Consider the following 16,298-nt stretch of genomic DNA (forward strand, 5'->3'; position numbering starts at 1 on the left):
TACCGATCAATGTACCGGTGCGCGCGGCGCCTCGCCCTGAGCCTGATCGTCTTCACCATCCCCCTCCCCTGCATGACGCCAGTACCGCAGTGGTACGCATGTTTTCAGGCGCTCAAACATTTTTCCGATCAACACTTCGCTGAACGATTGCGCAGAATTCATGGCGATATCAATCGTGGCGTCAGCCTGCAACAGCGCCATCCTTTCGTGCGCCTCGCGAGCCATATCAGAAGACACCGTCGGATCACGGTCGGCATGGAGCAGATGAATCGTTGTATCCAGTGACAGTTCCAGCGGATACGTAGGAAACTGCGCGCCAAAGGTAATCAGTCTGCCGGCGATGGGCACATCCAGCAAAGTCAGTCCCAACACCAGGCTTCCCGCCCTTCCCACGCCGATCACCGCCGTGGCTTCGCTCAACACGCCATCAGCATGTTGAGCAGTCTGGATGTCATGCTCCAGTGATTTCAATTGCGCGGCCAGTTGCGCCGCGTTTTGTTCATCCGCTTCGCTATCGTCCGTGTTCAGCCAGGCCTCGTTTTCGTTCAGGCTGATCGTGGCAATCCGAATGACCGATTGTGGAAATTCAGTACGAATCGCACCCAGCAGAAAAGGCAGATTCGACAGCTGTGCATTCTCATCATGCAGAATATAAAATAGCTGTCCGTGCACTTGATCTTCCGGAAGTAGAATCTGGGAAGTCTTTATTTCCGTCATATATGTCTCCGAAAAAGTTGTGCCATAATATACGATCAATCTTACCACTCCCGGAATAATTCCATGTCTTCTTCTCTTAAAGTCGCCATTTCAGATGCTGTCAAAGAGGCTATGCGCGCCAAGCAGACAGCCCGCCTGGGTACATTGCGTTTTCTGCAGGCCGCTATCAAACAAAAAGAAATTGATGACCGCGTCGAATTGAGCGACGATCAGGTACTTGCCATCATTGAAAAACAGGTCAAACAGCGCAAGGAGTCCATCGCTGCGTTCGAGAACGCCGGCCGGACAGAAACGGCAGACGCTGAAAAAGCCGAGCTGGACGTACTGAAAGAATTTTTGCCCGAAGCCGCATCCGAGCAGGAAGTGCAGGAAGCCATTGATGCTGCACTGACCCAGGTCACGGCAGAGGGTGTGACCGGACCGGCCATTATGGGGAAAGCCATGGCCGTTCTCAAGCAAAAGCTGGCGGGTCGAACCGATATGGCTGAACTGTCCAAACGCCTCAAGGACCGCATCAAGCCTTAAGCTCAGTCATCCCGACGGCGGCATCGGATGCACGACACATGAACACAAGCATGAACACAATTTATCCCGCGTGCGTGCACTGCTGCCGTCCCATCCCTCACAGCAATGACATCTGCAATTCATCCTCGGCTACTTCGGCAAACGTACTGACGCCCAGGCCAATCAGCCGATAAAGCATCGAACGCTTCTCCAACTCTATCCGATCCAGCAACATCGCCGCTGCCTGCCGGACGTCGTCCAGCGAGTAAAGCGGGTTCGAATACGTTTGTGAGCGCGTGACAATCCTGAACGATGCTGTCTTCAGCTTGAGCGTGACGGTACGCCCGAACTTGCGCTTGCGCAACAATTGATCCCACAGTTTTTGGGCAATCGCATCCAGCGGCGCGCTCAATTGCGCAAAGGGCAAATCGCGATCGAACGTGGTTTCGGTCGACACCTGCTGCGATTCCTGGTTGCCATCGACTTCACGCAGGTCGATGCCGCGCGCCAGTTCGTACAGGCGCCGCCCGTAACGGCCAAAATGATAGGACAACTCCCACTCGCTTCGCTGTCGAAGATCGCCCACCGTCTTCATCTGCAGTCGATGAAATTTCGCCAGCGTGACGCGACCTACCCCCGGTATTTTTTCCAGCGGGAGATCCTGCAAAAACAATTGCACTTTGGAGGGCGGGATGACGCACATGCCATTGGGTTTGTTCCAGTCCGAAGCGATCTTGGCCAGAAACTTGTTGGGTGCCACACCAGCAGATGCAGTCAGCGATGTTTGAAGAAAAATGTCTTCACGTATGCGCCGGGCTACTTCCGTTGCCGACGCAATATTCTTGTGATTGGTTGTGACATCCAGATACGCCTCGTCCAGCGATAGCGGTTCGATGCGGTCGGTGTATTGCTGAAAAATGCTGCGCACCTGGCGGGATACTTCGCGATACAACATAAAATTCGGTGCAATATAGATCGCATGAGGACACAGCTCACGAGCCCGCCTGACGGACATTGCAGAACGCAAACCATATTTGCGTGCCTCATAAGATGCAGCCACGACCACGGACCGAATGCTATCCCATGCGACAACCACAGGCAAGCCTCGCAGTTGCGGATTCTCGCGCAGCTCGACAGAAGCATAAAACGCATCCATATCAATATGGACAATTTTTCTTGTCATGGATCGGGAGGCCCAGTTCGTATTACAATGATATTGTAGCGATTCCCGCCAGCCCCTCCTCCAGGTACTTTACCATTATGCAAAAATTTGTAGCATTGTCTGCTATCCTCATCGCGCTTTCCGGCTGTGTTCACCAAGGTCATTACAAAGGCGCACCCGCCGTTCCGGCCGATGCCCCTCCTCCTACCTCACTGTTATCGCAATAAATCATCATGGGTGAACCAGGTATTGAAACCAGCCCCGTCCGGGCGATACATAATGGCATTCAGGTCCTGACTCAGGTAAACGGTCTGGCACTGGATATTTACCTGCTGGTGGCGGATGTCGACTTTGACCGTATCCCTGAGATTGTGCCGCCGGAGCGCTTTGAGCAGGATGGACAAATTCATATTGCCAGCCTGGGCCTTGAAGACGAGCCGATAGAAGATGAAATGGAGGCGATCCTGGCCAATATGGATTCAGGAGATACGGTTCTTTTCTTCTGTGCCGATATCGAGGCCTACCATATTGCGCTGGATTTTATCAATTACGCCGGTGATCGTCAGTTTCTGCACGTGAGCTAAAACTCGATCCCTGAGGTACTTGGTGACAGGCCATCTGTCGAAGCAACGCGCCAACATGCCAATTGTAATATTGCAAGGGGGCACGTCGCCTGGCGATCTGTGCAGAAAATAATCCCGGCGAATCGCGAAGCGTGCGCTCGCATCGACAACGGATCGATTGTCGCGCAACAGCTCCTGAACAAAAGCAGATCTTTTCGCTTTTTCGTCGGGCACCAGCAGCCACACGTGTTTTCTTGCGCGCGTCAATGCCACATAGAAAAGCCGCCGTTCGTCTGCATCCTCAAATTGCTCCGACTCAGGCAGAAAGGCTTCGCGCACGTTATCGGTCACCTTGGCCGCCGGAAATCCGTAAGGGCCCTGCTCCATATTCAATATGAACACATAATCCGCTTCCAATCCCTTGGAAGCATGAACCGTGCTGCTCATAATACTTAAAGCGGGATAATGCCGCTTATATTCCTGTAGCAGAGATTCATCCGGCAACAAATGCACAAACCGCGCAAGCAGCAGTACCGACCGTCTGGCCTTGTTAGTGCAAGTGTGTACGGGCTCAGCCATAGACGCTGCGTTTGACAGACTCAATCCACTTTCACCTTCGTCATTATCAGACGGTGCAATCCAACAGGACTGATGCAAACGCGACAGAAGTACAGCCAGCCCTGACCTCTGACGAACTACCGAGACCACCGCACCATCTTCATGACGAACAGCATGTAGCTGCTTTCGATTCTGACTGGGGTTCTTCATGAGAAACCGACTGCTCACGTTGCACAAGGCCTGATTAAATCGAAACGTGCGACTAAGCGGGACCACACGACACTTAGGGTGAACACGTTCGGCAAATTGGGTGCTATAACGAATATCGCTTCCTGCAAACCGGTAAATGGCCTGCCAGTCATCGCCCACACAGAACAGGCGCAACCCCGGCCTCTGCTCGATCATGGCTGCAATTAATGCAAAACGCGCAGAGGAAATATCCTGGAATTCGTCGATCAGAATGTCCTGCCACGGGATGGCAAAGCGTCCTTGCCTGACATATTCAGTCGCACGCGCGATCATGTCATCAAAATCGATTTCCCCTCGTACCTGCAGATGAGCGCTATAGGCTTGCGCCAGTGGCGCCAGCAACGCCATGATGATAGCCTGCCGGCGTGAATGTACCGTGCGCATGGGAACCTTTAGACGAGCGAAATTTTCTGCCGATGCCACACCGCTCGAATCAGACTGCATGCAGGCGCCGCTCATACCCTGTTCCAGTCTGATCCGCTGGCGGTACAAAGGGAGCAAACCGGCAAGCTCGTTCATTAACAACGACCACCGATCGGAGCTGCTCAATATCTGAATGAACTCACGATGCCGCTGCGCCCGGTGTCGTTCAGTCAGCGACGGTACGCAAACATCAAACTCGACCAGCTTCCGCTGCAAGGCACCCATCAGAGACTCAATATTTTTCACATAGCCGGCATCTTCCCACAGCACGATATGACGGCTGCCATAGTGCCGATGAATACGGGCATACAGGCGGGCGTGTCTGGCGGCTTCGCTTGTGCCGGCGCCGCCAGCGATGCAGTCAAAAGTATCAATATAAATGTCGCCATCGGGCAGATAAAACGTACTGCGATACGGCCGTCGCTTCGCAATAAACACGGGCTGTGGATAATGGCGTCGATAATGATAGGTCATGCCCATCAGACTGAGCGCATTGGCGACCAGACAGTCAAAGGGTGTTTTGACCGATTCTCCCCGCAGCGTTCTGATCAGGCGCAACGCAATCGCTTCTTCATATTGATCTCGATGGGCGTATTCACAAGAAAGCACAACAGCCGGCTCGATCAATGCAAAATAATCGAACAGCACTTGAGCATACTCGGTCGAAGCGCTTGTCAGTTTCTGTATCTGTGTCTGCACGAATTCGTATAAGCTCGCGCAATCATCACTGAGCTTCGTTAAGGCAGGACGTCGGTTATCAACCTGTTCAACAATACGCAGGCCCAGGCTGTGAAACGTGCTGGCGGTAAATCCGCCCAGCGCAAGGCGGCCTCCCAGGCGTCTGTGCAAACGATCCTGTATTTCCCGCGCCGCTTCGCGAGCAAATGCCAGGCACAGAATATTTTCAGGCGCGGCAAAACCGTGCTCAACAAGAAATGCCACGCGGCCGGTGAGTGTACTTGTTTTACCGGTACCTGCACCGGCAAGAACCAGAGTGGCGAGAGAATCGGAAACACATGCGCGCCGCTGTTCCTGCGTCAATGGCGTGCTTTCGATCGTATCGAACAACTCAGAGTATTGCGCCAGCCACTCTCCTTCGCGCTTGCCCGACCTTGCCTCATTGACCGTGTTCATTGCTACTCACCAAAAGACAAAATGATAAGCAGATGAGCTCATTTGGCCGGGCTGCCTGAGATTAAAAAATCGCTGCGTTATTTCCGATCCGTTGGAAAAACGCCACGGTTTGTGATGAATTTGAACCATCCACGCCACACTTGCCTGTCCGACAGGCGACAAAAAAACGGTAACGCGTCAACGTTACCGTTTTCGATTTCGCCAGCCACCCGCTTTGGCAGAGGGTAGCCTCAGATCATACAATCGCAGCAATCAGGGCCGCGCTTTGAACTCTGGTGAATCAGCGTGCACTCACACCGGAAGTCATCAGGGTTGTGGGCGTGACAGGTCCTGAACAGGCGCACCGTTATTACCTTGTGCAGGCACGGGCTGGCCATTCGGTCCGATGACGGTTGTCTGGCTGGTACCGGTCGCGGGCACTGAGCCGGCTGGCACAGCCTGTACGTTCATGTTTTGCTGTTGAGCCTGATCGGGCGTGACTGGCACGGTTGTTTCTGTCATGCGCAGAGTAGGTTCAATATACATGTCCTGAGATTTCGCCCAGGCCGAACGGGTATCTTTTGCCTCGCCCAGCGCATGCCGGGACAGATTGTCAGAAGGCTTTGCAGCTTGTGCATTTACTGAAGCTGCAGTTGCGAGAACGATCATAGCGGGAACGAGAAATTTTTTCATGAAAGAACCCCTTTAAGAAACGATAAACAAAACTTATACGACTCTCATAATAACAACAGAACGACAGTTGAATGTAACGGAATGCATAAAAATCAAACATATCACTTCCCGCAATAGACAGAATGCATACGTTCAATTCAATGCGTTACAGGATATTCTCATACTACTATAACTGAATTTAATTAAAATAAAAGTGCAGGATTCATAATCCGATACAATACAGCCACTATAGGAGTCGTTGAATGAAAAAGTTGCTAATGCTTCTTGTGCCCGTCGTTCTGGCCGGTTGTGCGTCCAGCGGACTGGATGTGGTCGACCGGGGCAATTACGGGGTCAAATGCTCACCCAATGCGAACACACCGCCAAATTGGGAAATGTGCATGCAGACCGCACAGAAAACCTGCGGCTATCAGAAGCCTGTCAATGTTTCACAACACAATCCAACTGGCACCGGTACAGCAGAAGATACGTACTTCATCAATTTTCAGTGTCAGTAGGAACCAGGCACCACAAATGCGTGGTCTCCTGAGCGCGGGCCTCATGCAGTGGATCTGATGAGTCGTATGCACGCCCGTGCACAGGCCTGGCGCAATAATCTGCCACCACCCGCAAGCCGCTGGCCGCAAAGCGCTGGTGTATCGCATCCGCCTCGCGCAAGCCAAGCAACTGAGCCAAATCCGACATGATGAGCCATATCTGCCCGCCGGGCGCCAAATGTTGGCTCGCTTCCCGCAGAAAACCATTCAGCATCTGTTCCTCGGGGTCATACACAGCGGCATCCAGCGATGAACTCACCTTGCCTGGCAGCCAAGGGGGATTGCATACCAGCAGGTCTGCCTTGCCTTCCGGAAAAAAATCTTTTTGCTCAATGGTGATTTGCGATTGCAGACCCAGTCGCTCGACATTTTCTTGCGCGCAAGCGACCGCGCGTGCTGAACTGTCGGTCGCAATAATATGAGCCACCCCCTTGTCAGCCAACAAGATTGACAGCACCCCGGTCCCTGTACCAATATCGAATGCACGCTGACAGCCATCGGGCAACGGCGCCTGCCTGATCAACGTCAGATATTCACTTCGAGAAGGCGAAAAAACGCCGTAATGCGGATGAATTCGCCAATCGCAACCCGCGATCGCCACGCCCTTGCGGCGCCACTCGAACGCGCCAACCACGCCCAATAGTTCCCGCAGAGACACCAGCATCGGCGCATGCGCCTGGCCATACACCTGAGCCAACGCTGCCTGCCAGGCGGGTGCCCGCCGTAGCGCAATCGTATTATCCGGCTCGATTCGAATCAATAATAATCCCAATAACCTGGCGCGTTGCGACTGCTGCAGACGATATTGATGAAAGCGTTCTTTCAGTGACAATGTGCGACCATCCCGACCAGGCTTTTTTTTCCGGTCCAGACGCCTGCCCAATGCCTGAAGCAACTGGCGGGCATTGTGAAAATCTCCACACCAGAGCAGGCCAATGCCATTGCGCATTTTTCTCAGAGCTTCATCGGCCCGTAACGTATCGTCCACTCGTTCCAGCCGAGACGGTTCGGCGAAGCCTGCTTCAGAGTGCCAGATGGGCGACGTCTGCCCATTAAGCGAGGTCACGCCCGACTCTGGGGAACTGGCACGGGATAATTTGTCATTCATAAATTCTGTGTTCCTGACTTGTGCGTGAGAGACCAACGCCACCTGGATGGGTCAGGTTGAAACGAGACATTGTGCCATAAATAAGCGTCCGTTCCTGCCGTGCTCACCACCACATGCAAAGCGTCAATCAAAACGTATTCTGACAAATTTCTGAATGAAATCATGATAAATTAATAAGCAAGGCAAGTCATCCTTCAGGCGTCGCGCTTGCCAAAGATCTGCCTCGTTTAACACTTTATCTCGGGAGTTTCGAATGACCTCTGTATTACGTAATGCCGCCATCGCTGCCGCACTCTTTTCCGGGCTGTCCGGCATCGCTCATGCCAACACTGCAAACTACGAGGTCGAACCGAGCCACACGTTTGTCACTGTTGAAGTCACTCATTTCAAAACTTCCACCTTGCGGATTCGCTTTGATGACATTAAGGGAACCATTGAAGCTGATCCCCAACAGAATAAAGGAAGCGCCAATATCAAGATTGACACCAACTCAGTCAATTCCGGTACAAAAGATTTTGATGATCACTTGAAATCCGCAGACTTTTTCAACGTCGAAAAATATCCGGATATTACTTTCGCGGGAAAAACGTTTGATTATCAAAACAATAAATTGGCGAATGTCACCGGTGATTTGACCTTATTGGGCAAAACCCATCCGGTGACGCTGAAGAACACCAATTACAATTGTTATTTCCAGCCCGTTCTGAAAGAGAACATTTGCGGAGGCGACTTTGAAACGACAATCAAACGCTCCAATTGGGGTATGAACTGGGGAATTGATATGGGCATTCCCGATGAGGTCAAAATCCTTGTGCAGATCGAAGCCATCGTGAAAAAATAATTCTGGCATCCTGGCTCTGGACTCCGGGCACCGTAAATGCCGGACCCGGGGCCCTCGAATGGTCATTCTGATGCGGTGTCGCGGCGGAAAGACGGTCAGGATACCGGGCTGCGAATATTTCTATGTGAATAATCTGAAATTGTTTATACTCCTGCACAGACAGGTTCCGAATAAAAATAGCGGTCTTTCTCCAGGAAATACAAAAATGATTTCAGCCCTGAAAAAATCGGTCGGCATCGCACTCCTTGCCCTGATTGCAGCCTGCTCCTCTACCCCGCCCGATCCTTTCGCGCAATACACAGCCCAGGAACAGAAATCAGACCAGACGCTGACTGCGACAGCCGCAGCGTTTGCTGAAAAATACCCACCTTCGGCTGTTAGCCGTTGTGAATCGTTGACACATACGTCTTATGAAGAAGGAACGCGCTGCTATCGTGTGATCAATCGCAATTGGGAGCGGGACTATAAAGAAGCGTACAGCCATGCTGACAAGCGTACCCGCGTCGTGTTAAAACGGTATCACACCAGCTTCTCGGCTTATTACCTGGCACCCTCAACGACTGCCAGACGAAGCGCAGCTGACCGGGCTTACCAGCAATTGCTGCGACGCATCGGCTCCTGAAATATAAACCCGACAGGCTGCACGTGCTGCCCGGTTCCCCGGGTATGAATAACGAATCAACCAGGAGTGTGATATGTCTTATCAGGGAAGCTGTCATTGTGGCGCCGTTGAATTTGCCGTGAATGCGGATTTACCGACCGAAGCGATCAGTTGTAATTGTTCCATTTGCAGACGCACCGGCTCATTGCTCACTTTCGTGCCCGCTGAGCAATTTGAGTTAAGTAGCGGTAAAGACCAATTGAAAACCTACGAATTCAACAAGCACCAGATTCAACATCAGTTTTGCCAGACCTGCGGGATCGAACCCTTTGCCACTGGCCGCAAGCCTGATGGCACAACCATGTATGCCGTCAATTTGCGATGTGTGCCCGCAGCTGACCTGGACACCCTGCATATCCAGAAACACGACGGCGCGGCCGCTTAATACAAATTTTTGAGGCAGTGGCCAGGAATAATTGAAAAAAATTCGTCACAATGATATGATGCTCGACTTAGCTGGAATCATTTACTAACACACCGCTTTCCCCAGGTGCCGCAGCAAATCATTCCGAGAAACAAGCTAAGCGACAATTAGTCGGGGCGTAGCGCAGCCTGGTAGCGCACTTGCATGGGGTGCAAGGGGTCGAAGGTTCGAATCCTTCCGTTCCGACCAACAAATTCAAGGACTTACGAGAAATCGGCAAGTCCTTTTTTGTTGCCCCCCCTCTTCACCCATTGCAATCGTCGCAGGACATTTGCAACAATCCGGTCGCAATATGGTCACCTTCTAGCTCAAACACATCACGAGCACTCAGATCAAGGCCACGGGCCAGCAACGTGCGCGATATGGCGTTTGCACGATGATGGCGTTCCGGCTTTCTTTTATTTTAAAAATATTTCAGCGCGCATCAGAGCACCGAGATTGCCATTTTTTTTGCGTACACTAAATCGGCTATCCAAATTCCAAAGGACGGATGAAGGTTTATCCGTCGGGATTGCTTTACAAGGAGTATCTGATGAACAACAATCACTTTTCAATCCGTCATATCCAGAATTTTCTGGCCACCTCTGCGCTGGCGCTGGGTCTGACAATCGGAAGTGTGAACGCCGTACTTGCCCAAGTACAGGCCCAAACCTACGAATCTGTGCAATATATGACAGGTGGCATTGGCAATGCCGAACAAAATGAAATGAAGAGCGCCGAGAAGGATTACAACCTGCATATGACATTTTCTGCCCTCAAGGATCAGGCCTTCCTGTCTGATGTCGCCGTGCAGATTGTTGATAAAGACAATAAGAAAGTATTTGATGCCTCCAATACCGGACCTTATTTGAATGTCAAATTGCCAGACGGCAAGTATGAGCTGACTGCCAGCTACAAGGGCGAGTCGCGCAAGCACGCCTTTACACTTAAGGGCGGCAAAACCGAAACTGCAGTACTGCGCTGGCCTGCCGAGTAACCCCGACGCACTTTTTCTTTTTTGATTCTGAGGGTGAAGAGACTGTGGTTTCTTCACCCTTGTCCGTATAATTGAGCCTATTATTCGATTGTATGGAACTGTAATAATGGCCGATCTTAGCAAAATAACCTGCCTGGATGATCTGCAGCGTATCGCGCGCCGTAAAGTCCCGAAAATGTTCTATGATTACGCGGATTCAGGTGCATGGACGGAGTCTACCTATCGCGCCAATCAGGAAGATTTTCAGAAAATCAAATTTCGCCAGCGCGTGGCGGTCAATATTGAAAACCGGAATCTGCGCAGCAAAATGCTGGAACAGGATGTCGCGATGCCAGTGGCTCTGGCGCCTACCGGCTCGACCGGCATGCAGCATCCCGATGGCGAGATTCTGGCTGCCCGCGCTGCCGAGAAATTCGGCGTGCCTTTTTGTTTGTCGACCATGAGCATTTGCTCTATCGAAGACATTGCCGCCCATACCTCTGCCCCCTTCTGGTTCCAGCAATATATCATGCGCGATCGTGATTTCAACGAACGTCTGATCGACCGCGCCAAGGCCGCCAACTGCTCTGCCCTGGTGGTTACACTGGATCTGCAGGTGCTGGGGCAGCGCCATAAAGATATTAAAAACGGCTTATCCGCACCACCGAAACCGACCATTCCGAATCTGCTCAACCTGGCCCTGAAGCCTGAATGGGTCTGGAAAATGTCACGCACCCAGCGTCGCACATTCGGCAATATTGTCGGTCACGCCAAAGGCGTAGACGACTTATCATCACTGTCTTCCTGGACCGCCGAGCAATTTGATCCGAGCCTGAACTGGAACGATATTGAGTGGATCAAGAAACGCTGGGGCGGCAAACTGGTGCTCAAGGGTATTCTGGACCCGGAAGACGCTCGTCTGGCCAAAGAAACCGGCGCCGATGCCATTGTGGTATCCAACCATGGTGGCCGCCAGCTGGACGGTGCGCCGTCTGCCATTTCCATGCTGCCCTCAATTGTGCAAGCCATTGGCACCGACGGTCCAGAGATCTGGCTCGACAGCGGCATCCGCAGTGGTCAGGATGTGCTGCGTGCGATTGCATTGGGTGCGAAGGGAACCATGATCGGCCGCGCCTTCCTGTACGCGCTCGGCGCCTACGGAGAACAGGGTGTAAGCCGGGTTCTGGAGATTATCCGCAATGAACTGGATATCACGATGGGCTTCTGCGGACAGACAGATATCAACGCTATCAATACAGATATTCTGTTGCCTGGCCAGCATTTCTAGCATGTAGTACGAGGTGCCGTTGCCGGCATCTTCGTCATCAGAAAGCAAAAAGCCGTGTTCACATTGCGTGGAACACGGCTTTTTAGCGGATATATCTATATCAACACGCAACCAGGGCTGGCGACTGAGCCAATAGTTGTACCTGACTCCACCTCAATACCTGACTGCACTTCATGCTGTGGATCAGGGCGCCACCATTTGGTCGAAAATTTTCATGACGCTGTTCAGTTCAGAGCGAATGAACTGCAAATCCTGCGGTGACAGCCGGACTGCTGCATCATGATCGTGCTGAGCGTCACGTCCGTCACCCAGGCGATTGCGAGCCCCACTGATGGTAAAGCCCTGTTCATACAGCAGATCGCGGATTTTACGAATGAGCAGCACTTCATGATGCTGATAATAACGGCGATTTCCCCGACGTTTGACGGGGTTCAATTGCGTGAACTCCTGTTCCCAGTAACGCAGAACGTGCGGCTTGACGCAGCAAAGTTCAGATACTTCGCCGATGGTGAAGTATCGCTTTGCCGGAATCGGGGGCAACGCAGTGATAGAAGGTATTTCAGTCTGATTCATGCGCAGATTGTAAACCCAAACCGTCTTTTAAGGAACTACTTTAATCGACGAGCGTAAGATCAGGATTATATTCATCACCCTGCTCGACAATGCCCTTGAGTTTCTGGCTGGCATGAAAAGTCACCACACGCCGGGCGGAAATCGGAATGACCTCGCCCGTCTTTGGATTACGGCCGGGGCGAGCCGGTTTGTCCCGCACCTGAAAATTGCCAAAACCCGACAGTTTGACCGAATCGCCCTTGGCAAGCGACTCGCGGATTTCCTCGAAAAAGGTATCCACAATGTCCTTGGCTTCGCGCTTATTCAGACCTACTCGCTCAAACAGCAATTCCGCCAGTTCCGCCTTGGTTAAGGTATTGTTTTCTTCCAACATGCTCTCTTTCCCTTCCTGTTTTATCTTTTACGAACACCATGCTTTTCTACCAGCAATGTCAGCACTGCATTCATGCACTGGTCCACGCGTGTGTCTTCCAAGGTGGCCGACGGATCCTGCAGCGTAAACCGCAGGGCCAGACTACGCTCCTGGCTATCGGACTTGGGGTCCTTCCAAACGTCAAATAGTGCAATATCTTTAATAATATCAAGGAATTGCCCATCTTGCTGGTTATTGCGGACCGTGTCAAGCAAGTCCTGCACATTCAGTTGCGATGGTGCCCACACCGCCAGGTCACGAAACACCGCGGGCTGCCTGGATACTTCCTGATAGTCGGGGAAATGCATTTGTTGCAAGGCTGTCACATCCAGCTCGAACAACACGGGAGGATGAACCAGTTCGTTATCCTGCACCCACTGGGGATGCAGCTCTCCAACGAAGCCGATAACCTGCTCGCCCAGCAGCACGTTTGCACTGCGCCCGGGATGCAGCGCAGGATGCACGACGGCCTCGAAACGCAATTTCTGTGCCTGCTGGCTGCACAGCCGCTCAATGTCGTTTTTGACATCAAAAAAATCAGTCTGGCGCACTGGCAGGCCCCATTGCTCGGGCTCTGCCGGACCCCAGGCAGCCGCAGCCAGGTGCAACGGCTGACGCACCCCTGCAACAGACAGATCCCCGTCGGTGACCGAAGGATCACGGCGGAAAATGCGTCCCAGCTCGAACACGCGCACCCGGCTCTGCTGGCGCTTCTGGTTGTATTGAATATTGGCAATCAGCCCGCCGATCAGACCGGAACGCATCACCTCCAGCTGGCTGGCGATGGGATTGAGCAGCCCGATAGGATCGGCGTTGCCCATGTAGTTGGTTTCCCAGGCTTTTTCCACAAAACTGAAATTGACCACTTCCTGGTAGTCCAGCGCGGCCATCAAGTGACGCAGATCGTGTTCGGAACGCCGGGTTTCATTGGTATGCAGCATCACGGCAGGCGCGGACGGCGGATTGCCTGGAATCCGCTCGAAGCCATAAATACGGGCGACCTCTTCGATCAGGTCTTCTTCAATTTCCAGATCAAACCGGAAAGATGGCGGCGTCACAGAAAACACATCGTCTTGTTCTGTAAAGCTGAAATTGAGTTTGGTGAAGACATCGCGCACATCGTCGGCCGTAACCGGTATGCCCAGCACCCGGCGACAGCGAGCCAGACGCATGCTCACAGGCTGACGTAATGGCAATGCCAGCGTCTGGTCATTTACCGGACCAGCCTGCCCGCCACAAATCTCCAGGATCAGGCTTGAAATATAGTCAATGTGCTCGGGGATGCTCTTAAAATCCACGCCGCGCTCGAAGCGATGGCTAGCCTCGGAACTGAATTTGTAACGACGCGCGCGGCCCGCGATGGCTTCGGGGAACCAGAATGCCGCTTCCAGATAGATATCGGTGGTCTCCAGGGACACCGCCGTGGCTGCACCGCCCATGATGCCAGCCAGGCTTTCAATCGTCTCGCCTGCTGCGATCACACCCACATCAGGACTCAGATCCACCGTCTGATCGTTCAGCAATGTCAGGCTTTCCCCTTCCCTGGCCCAGCGTACGGTCAGACCGCCCGTGATTCGGGCCAGATCAAACACATGGGTGGGGCGTCCCAATTCCAGCATGACATAATTGGAAATATCGACCAGCGCCGAGACCGAACGCTGCCCTGCGCGTTCCAGACGGCTTTTCATCCACTCGGGCGTAGCCGCTTTGGCATTGACCCCACGGACAATCCGGCCGGCGAAACGGCCACACAGATCAGGTGCTTCAACGGTTACCGGCAAGGTGTCCTGGTGTGCGACAGCGACCGGCTGGCTCGCTGGCACGGTCAGCCCTGCGCCCGTGAGCGCGGCCACTTCACGCGCCACACCCAGAATTGACAGGCAGTCTGCACGGTTGGGGGTAAGCTTGATTTCAAAAATCGTATCGTTCAGGTCCAGCGCGCTGCGAATGTCCTGGCCTACTTTGGCATCCGCGTTCAGCTCTAGCAGACCACCATGATCCTGTGACAAACCGAGTTCGCGCGCCGAACACAGCATACCAAATGAATCTTCGCCGCGCATACGCGCCTTACTGATTTTGAAGTCGCCCGGCAGAACCGCACCAATACGCGCCAATGGCACTTTCAGACCCTGGGCAGCATTCGGTGCACCACAAACGATCTGCAGGAGTTCGCCCGAGCCGTCATCGACAGAGCAAATGCGCAATTTGTCTGCATTGGGATGCGGACGTACCTCATTGATATGGGCAACCACAATCCCGGAAAACGGGGGCGCGACCGGCGCGGTGCCTTCGATTTCCAGACCGGCCATGGTCAGCATATGGGCTAGCTCATCGGTGGACACCGATGGATTAACAAAGGATCTTAACCAGGATTCAGGAAATAACATGATGTGTTTTTTCTAGGCTCAAATAGGGAATGGAAGCGGAAAATATCAACGATTGAACTGACGCAGGAAACGCAAGTCTCCTTCGTAGAACTGTCGCAAATCATTCACGCCATAACGCAGCATGGTCAGACGCTCAATGCCGGAGCCGAACGCAAATCCAATGTATTTTTCCGGATCCAGACCGAAATTGCGCACGACAGTCGGATGCACCTGACCGGAGCCTGAGATTTCCAGCCAGCGGCCCTGGTTGGGCCCTGATGTAAACATCATGTCGATTTCTGCAGACGGCTCGGTAAAGGGGAAAAAAGAAGGACGAAAGCGTACGCTCAGGTCGTCCGTTTCAAAGAATGCTTTCAGAAAATTGGTATAAACGCCTTTCAGATCGGCAAAGGAAATATCCTCGGCAATCCACAAGCCTTCTACCTGGTGAAACATGGGTGAATGCGTCGCGTCGCTGTCCACCCGGTAGGTACGCCCCGGTGCGATGACTTTAATGGGTGGCTTGTTCATGCGCGCATAGCGTACCTGCATGGGGCTGGTATGCGTACGCAATAGAAACGGCAAGCCGCCGGCATCGTTCATATCCACATAAAACGTATCCTGCATGGAGCGGGCTGGGTGGTTTTCGGGATTGTTCAGGGCGGTAAAATTGGTCCAGTCATTTTCGATCTCAGGGCCATCAGCGACATCAAAACCGATACTGCGGAAAATGTCCTCAATGCGCTGCCACGACTGGATGACAGGATGAACACCACCCATGGAGCGACCCCGGCCGGGCAAGGTGACATCAATTGTTTCCGCGGCTAGGCGCTGATTGAGCTCATCCCGGGCAAATTGTTCACGACGCGCATTCAGCAGGGTTTCGATTTCCTGCTTAGCCCGGTTGATGCGGGCGCCTTCGGCTTTTTTCTGATCAGGCGGTAACTGCGCCAGCCCCTTCATAAAACCGGTAATGACTCCGTTTTTTCCAAGAAATTTTGCTTTTTCGTTCTCAAGCGAAGCCGAATCGGTCGCGAGTGCGAATTTGTCTTTGGCCTGAAGAATCAGATCGTCCAGCGATTGCGTCATGAAATTACCATTCTTGAAATAACAAACGGGACCCGAAACGAGCCCCGTTTGTTGTACAGCACA

Annotated in this window: 17 protein-coding genes and 1 tRNA gene; 9 read left to right on the plus strand and 9 right to left on the minus strand. The window is 52.8% G+C overall.

Features of this window, described 5'->3' with window-relative positions:
- Positions 1 to 6: 6 nt before the first annotated feature.
- Positions 7 to 717, minus strand: coding sequence for an alpha/beta hydrolase family protein (locus tag W822_RS38105; protein WP_024005960.1), 711 nt, complete (start codon positions 715 to 717; stop codon positions 7 to 9).
- Between the two features lie 63 nt (positions 718 to 780).
- On the opposite strand from W822_RS38105, the gene W822_RS38110 reads away from it, so the two are divergent.
- Positions 781 to 1,242 (plus strand): GatB/YqeY domain-containing protein, encoded by a 462-nt coding sequence (locus W822_RS38110; RefSeq protein WP_024005961.1) that lies wholly within the window; start codon positions 781 to 783, stop codon positions 1,240 to 1,242.
- Between the two features lie 97 nt (positions 1,243 to 1,339).
- Here the strand turns inward: W822_RS38110 and dinB are convergent, their stop codons facing one another.
- Complete coding sequence (dinB, locus tag W822_RS38115; RefSeq protein WP_024005962.1) at positions 1,340 to 2,404, minus strand: DNA polymerase IV; 1,065 nt, start codon at positions 2,402 to 2,404, stop codon at positions 1,340 to 1,342.
- A 212-nt stretch (positions 2,405 to 2,616) separates the two neighbouring features.
- On the opposite strand from dinB, the gene W822_RS46155 reads away from it, so the two are divergent.
- Positions 2,617 to 2,967: a hypothetical protein gene (locus W822_RS46155; RefSeq protein WP_081724403.1), complete on the plus strand. Its 351-nt coding sequence runs from the start codon at positions 2,617 to 2,619 to the stop codon at positions 2,965 to 2,967.
- Here W822_RS46155 and W822_RS38125 read toward each other — a convergent pair.
- Positions 2,863 to 5,310 (minus strand): UvrD-helicase domain-containing protein, encoded by a 2,448-nt coding sequence (locus W822_RS38125; protein WP_024005965.1) that lies wholly within the window; start codon positions 5,308 to 5,310, stop codon positions 2,863 to 2,865. The two genes, W822_RS46155 and W822_RS38125, sit on opposite strands and share 105 nt — an antisense overlap.
- Before the next feature lie 306 nt (positions 5,311 to 5,616).
- The gene (locus W822_RS38130; RefSeq protein WP_024005966.1) at positions 5,617 to 5,982 is read right to left on the minus strand and encodes a hypothetical protein; all 366 of its coding nucleotides are present in this window, start codon (positions 5,980 to 5,982) and stop codon (positions 5,617 to 5,619) included.
- Positions 5,983 to 6,224: 242 nt separating this feature from the next.
- On the opposite strand from W822_RS38130, the gene W822_RS38135 reads away from it, so the two are divergent.
- Positions 6,225 to 6,479, plus strand: coding sequence for a hypothetical protein (locus W822_RS38135; protein WP_024005967.1), 255 nt, complete (start codon positions 6,225 to 6,227; stop codon positions 6,477 to 6,479).
- Here the strand turns inward: W822_RS38135 and W822_RS38140 are convergent.
- Positions 6,460 to 7,626 carry a methyltransferase gene (locus tag W822_RS38140; RefSeq protein WP_024005968.1) on the minus strand — a complete coding sequence of 389 codons (1,167 nt, stop codon included), beginning with the start codon at positions 7,624 to 7,626 and terminating at the stop codon, positions 6,460 to 6,462. The genes W822_RS38135 and W822_RS38140 overlap by 20 nt on opposite strands.
- 253 nt (positions 7,627 to 7,879) lie before the next feature.
- Here W822_RS38140 and W822_RS38145 point away from each other — a divergent pair, with 253 nt between their 5' ends.
- The 6 genes from W822_RS38145 (at position 7,880) to W822_RS38160 (ending at position 11,795) form a co-directional block, all read left to right on the plus strand.
- The gene (locus tag W822_RS38145) at positions 7,880 to 8,467 is read left to right on the plus strand and encodes a YceI family protein (RefSeq protein WP_024005969.1); all 588 of its coding nucleotides are present in this window, start codon (positions 7,880 to 7,882) and stop codon (positions 8,465 to 8,467) included.
- A 205-nt stretch (positions 8,468 to 8,672) separates the two neighbouring features.
- Positions 8,673 to 9,089, plus strand: coding sequence for a hypothetical protein (locus W822_RS0123760; RefSeq protein WP_024005970.1), 417 nt, complete (start codon positions 8,673 to 8,675; stop codon positions 9,087 to 9,089).
- Between the two features lie 73 nt (positions 9,090 to 9,162).
- A complete protein-coding gene (locus W822_RS38150) occupies positions 9,163 to 9,513 on the plus strand; it encodes a GFA family protein (protein WP_024005971.1) in 351 nt (116 codons plus the stop codon).
- A gap of 151 nt (positions 9,514 to 9,664) precedes the next feature.
- Positions 9,665 to 9,741: transfer RNA gene (locus tag W822_RS38155), tRNA-Pro, on the plus strand.
- Positions 9,742 to 10,084: 343 nt separating this feature from the next.
- On the plus strand, positions 10,085 to 10,528 hold the full coding sequence (locus tag W822_RS0123765; protein ID WP_051401763.1) for a hypothetical protein: 444 nt from the start codon (positions 10,085 to 10,087) through the stop codon (positions 10,526 to 10,528).
- Between the two features lie 106 nt (positions 10,529 to 10,634).
- On the plus strand, positions 10,635 to 11,795 hold the full coding sequence (locus W822_RS38160; RefSeq protein WP_024005973.1) for an alpha-hydroxy acid oxidase: 1,161 nt from the start codon (positions 10,635 to 10,637) through the stop codon (positions 11,793 to 11,795).
- A 183-nt stretch (positions 11,796 to 11,978) separates the two neighbouring features.
- Here W822_RS38160 and W822_RS38165 read toward each other — a convergent pair whose 3' ends face one another.
- Genes W822_RS38165 through pheS form a run of 4 tightly spaced genes read right to left on the minus strand, consistent with a single transcriptional unit; the run spans position 11,979 to position 16,235 of the window.
- Complete coding sequence (locus tag W822_RS38165) at positions 11,979 to 12,368, minus strand: MerR family transcriptional regulator (RefSeq protein ID WP_024005974.1); 390 nt, start codon at positions 12,366 to 12,368, stop codon at positions 11,979 to 11,981.
- 40 nt (positions 12,369 to 12,408) lie between these two features.
- Positions 12,409 to 12,741: an integration host factor subunit alpha gene (locus W822_RS38170; RefSeq protein WP_024005975.1), complete on the minus strand. Its 333-nt coding sequence runs from the start codon at positions 12,739 to 12,741 to the stop codon at positions 12,409 to 12,411.
- 20 nt (positions 12,742 to 12,761) lie between these two features.
- Complete coding sequence (pheT, locus tag W822_RS38175; protein WP_024005976.1) at positions 12,762 to 15,167, minus strand: phenylalanine--tRNA ligase subunit beta; 2,406 nt, start codon at positions 15,165 to 15,167, stop codon at positions 12,762 to 12,764.
- A 45-nt stretch (positions 15,168 to 15,212) separates the two neighbouring features.
- The gene (gene pheS / locus W822_RS38180; protein WP_024005977.1) at positions 15,213 to 16,235 is read right to left on the minus strand and encodes a phenylalanine--tRNA ligase subunit alpha; all 1,023 of its coding nucleotides are present in this window, start codon (positions 16,233 to 16,235) and stop codon (positions 15,213 to 15,215) included.
- Positions 16,236 to 16,298: the final 63 nt, after the last annotated feature.

The organism is Advenella kashmirensis W13003 (genome assembly GCF_000506985.1).
GTDB lineage: Bacteria > Pseudomonadota > Gammaproteobacteria > Burkholderiales > Burkholderiaceae_B > Advenella > Advenella kashmirensis_A.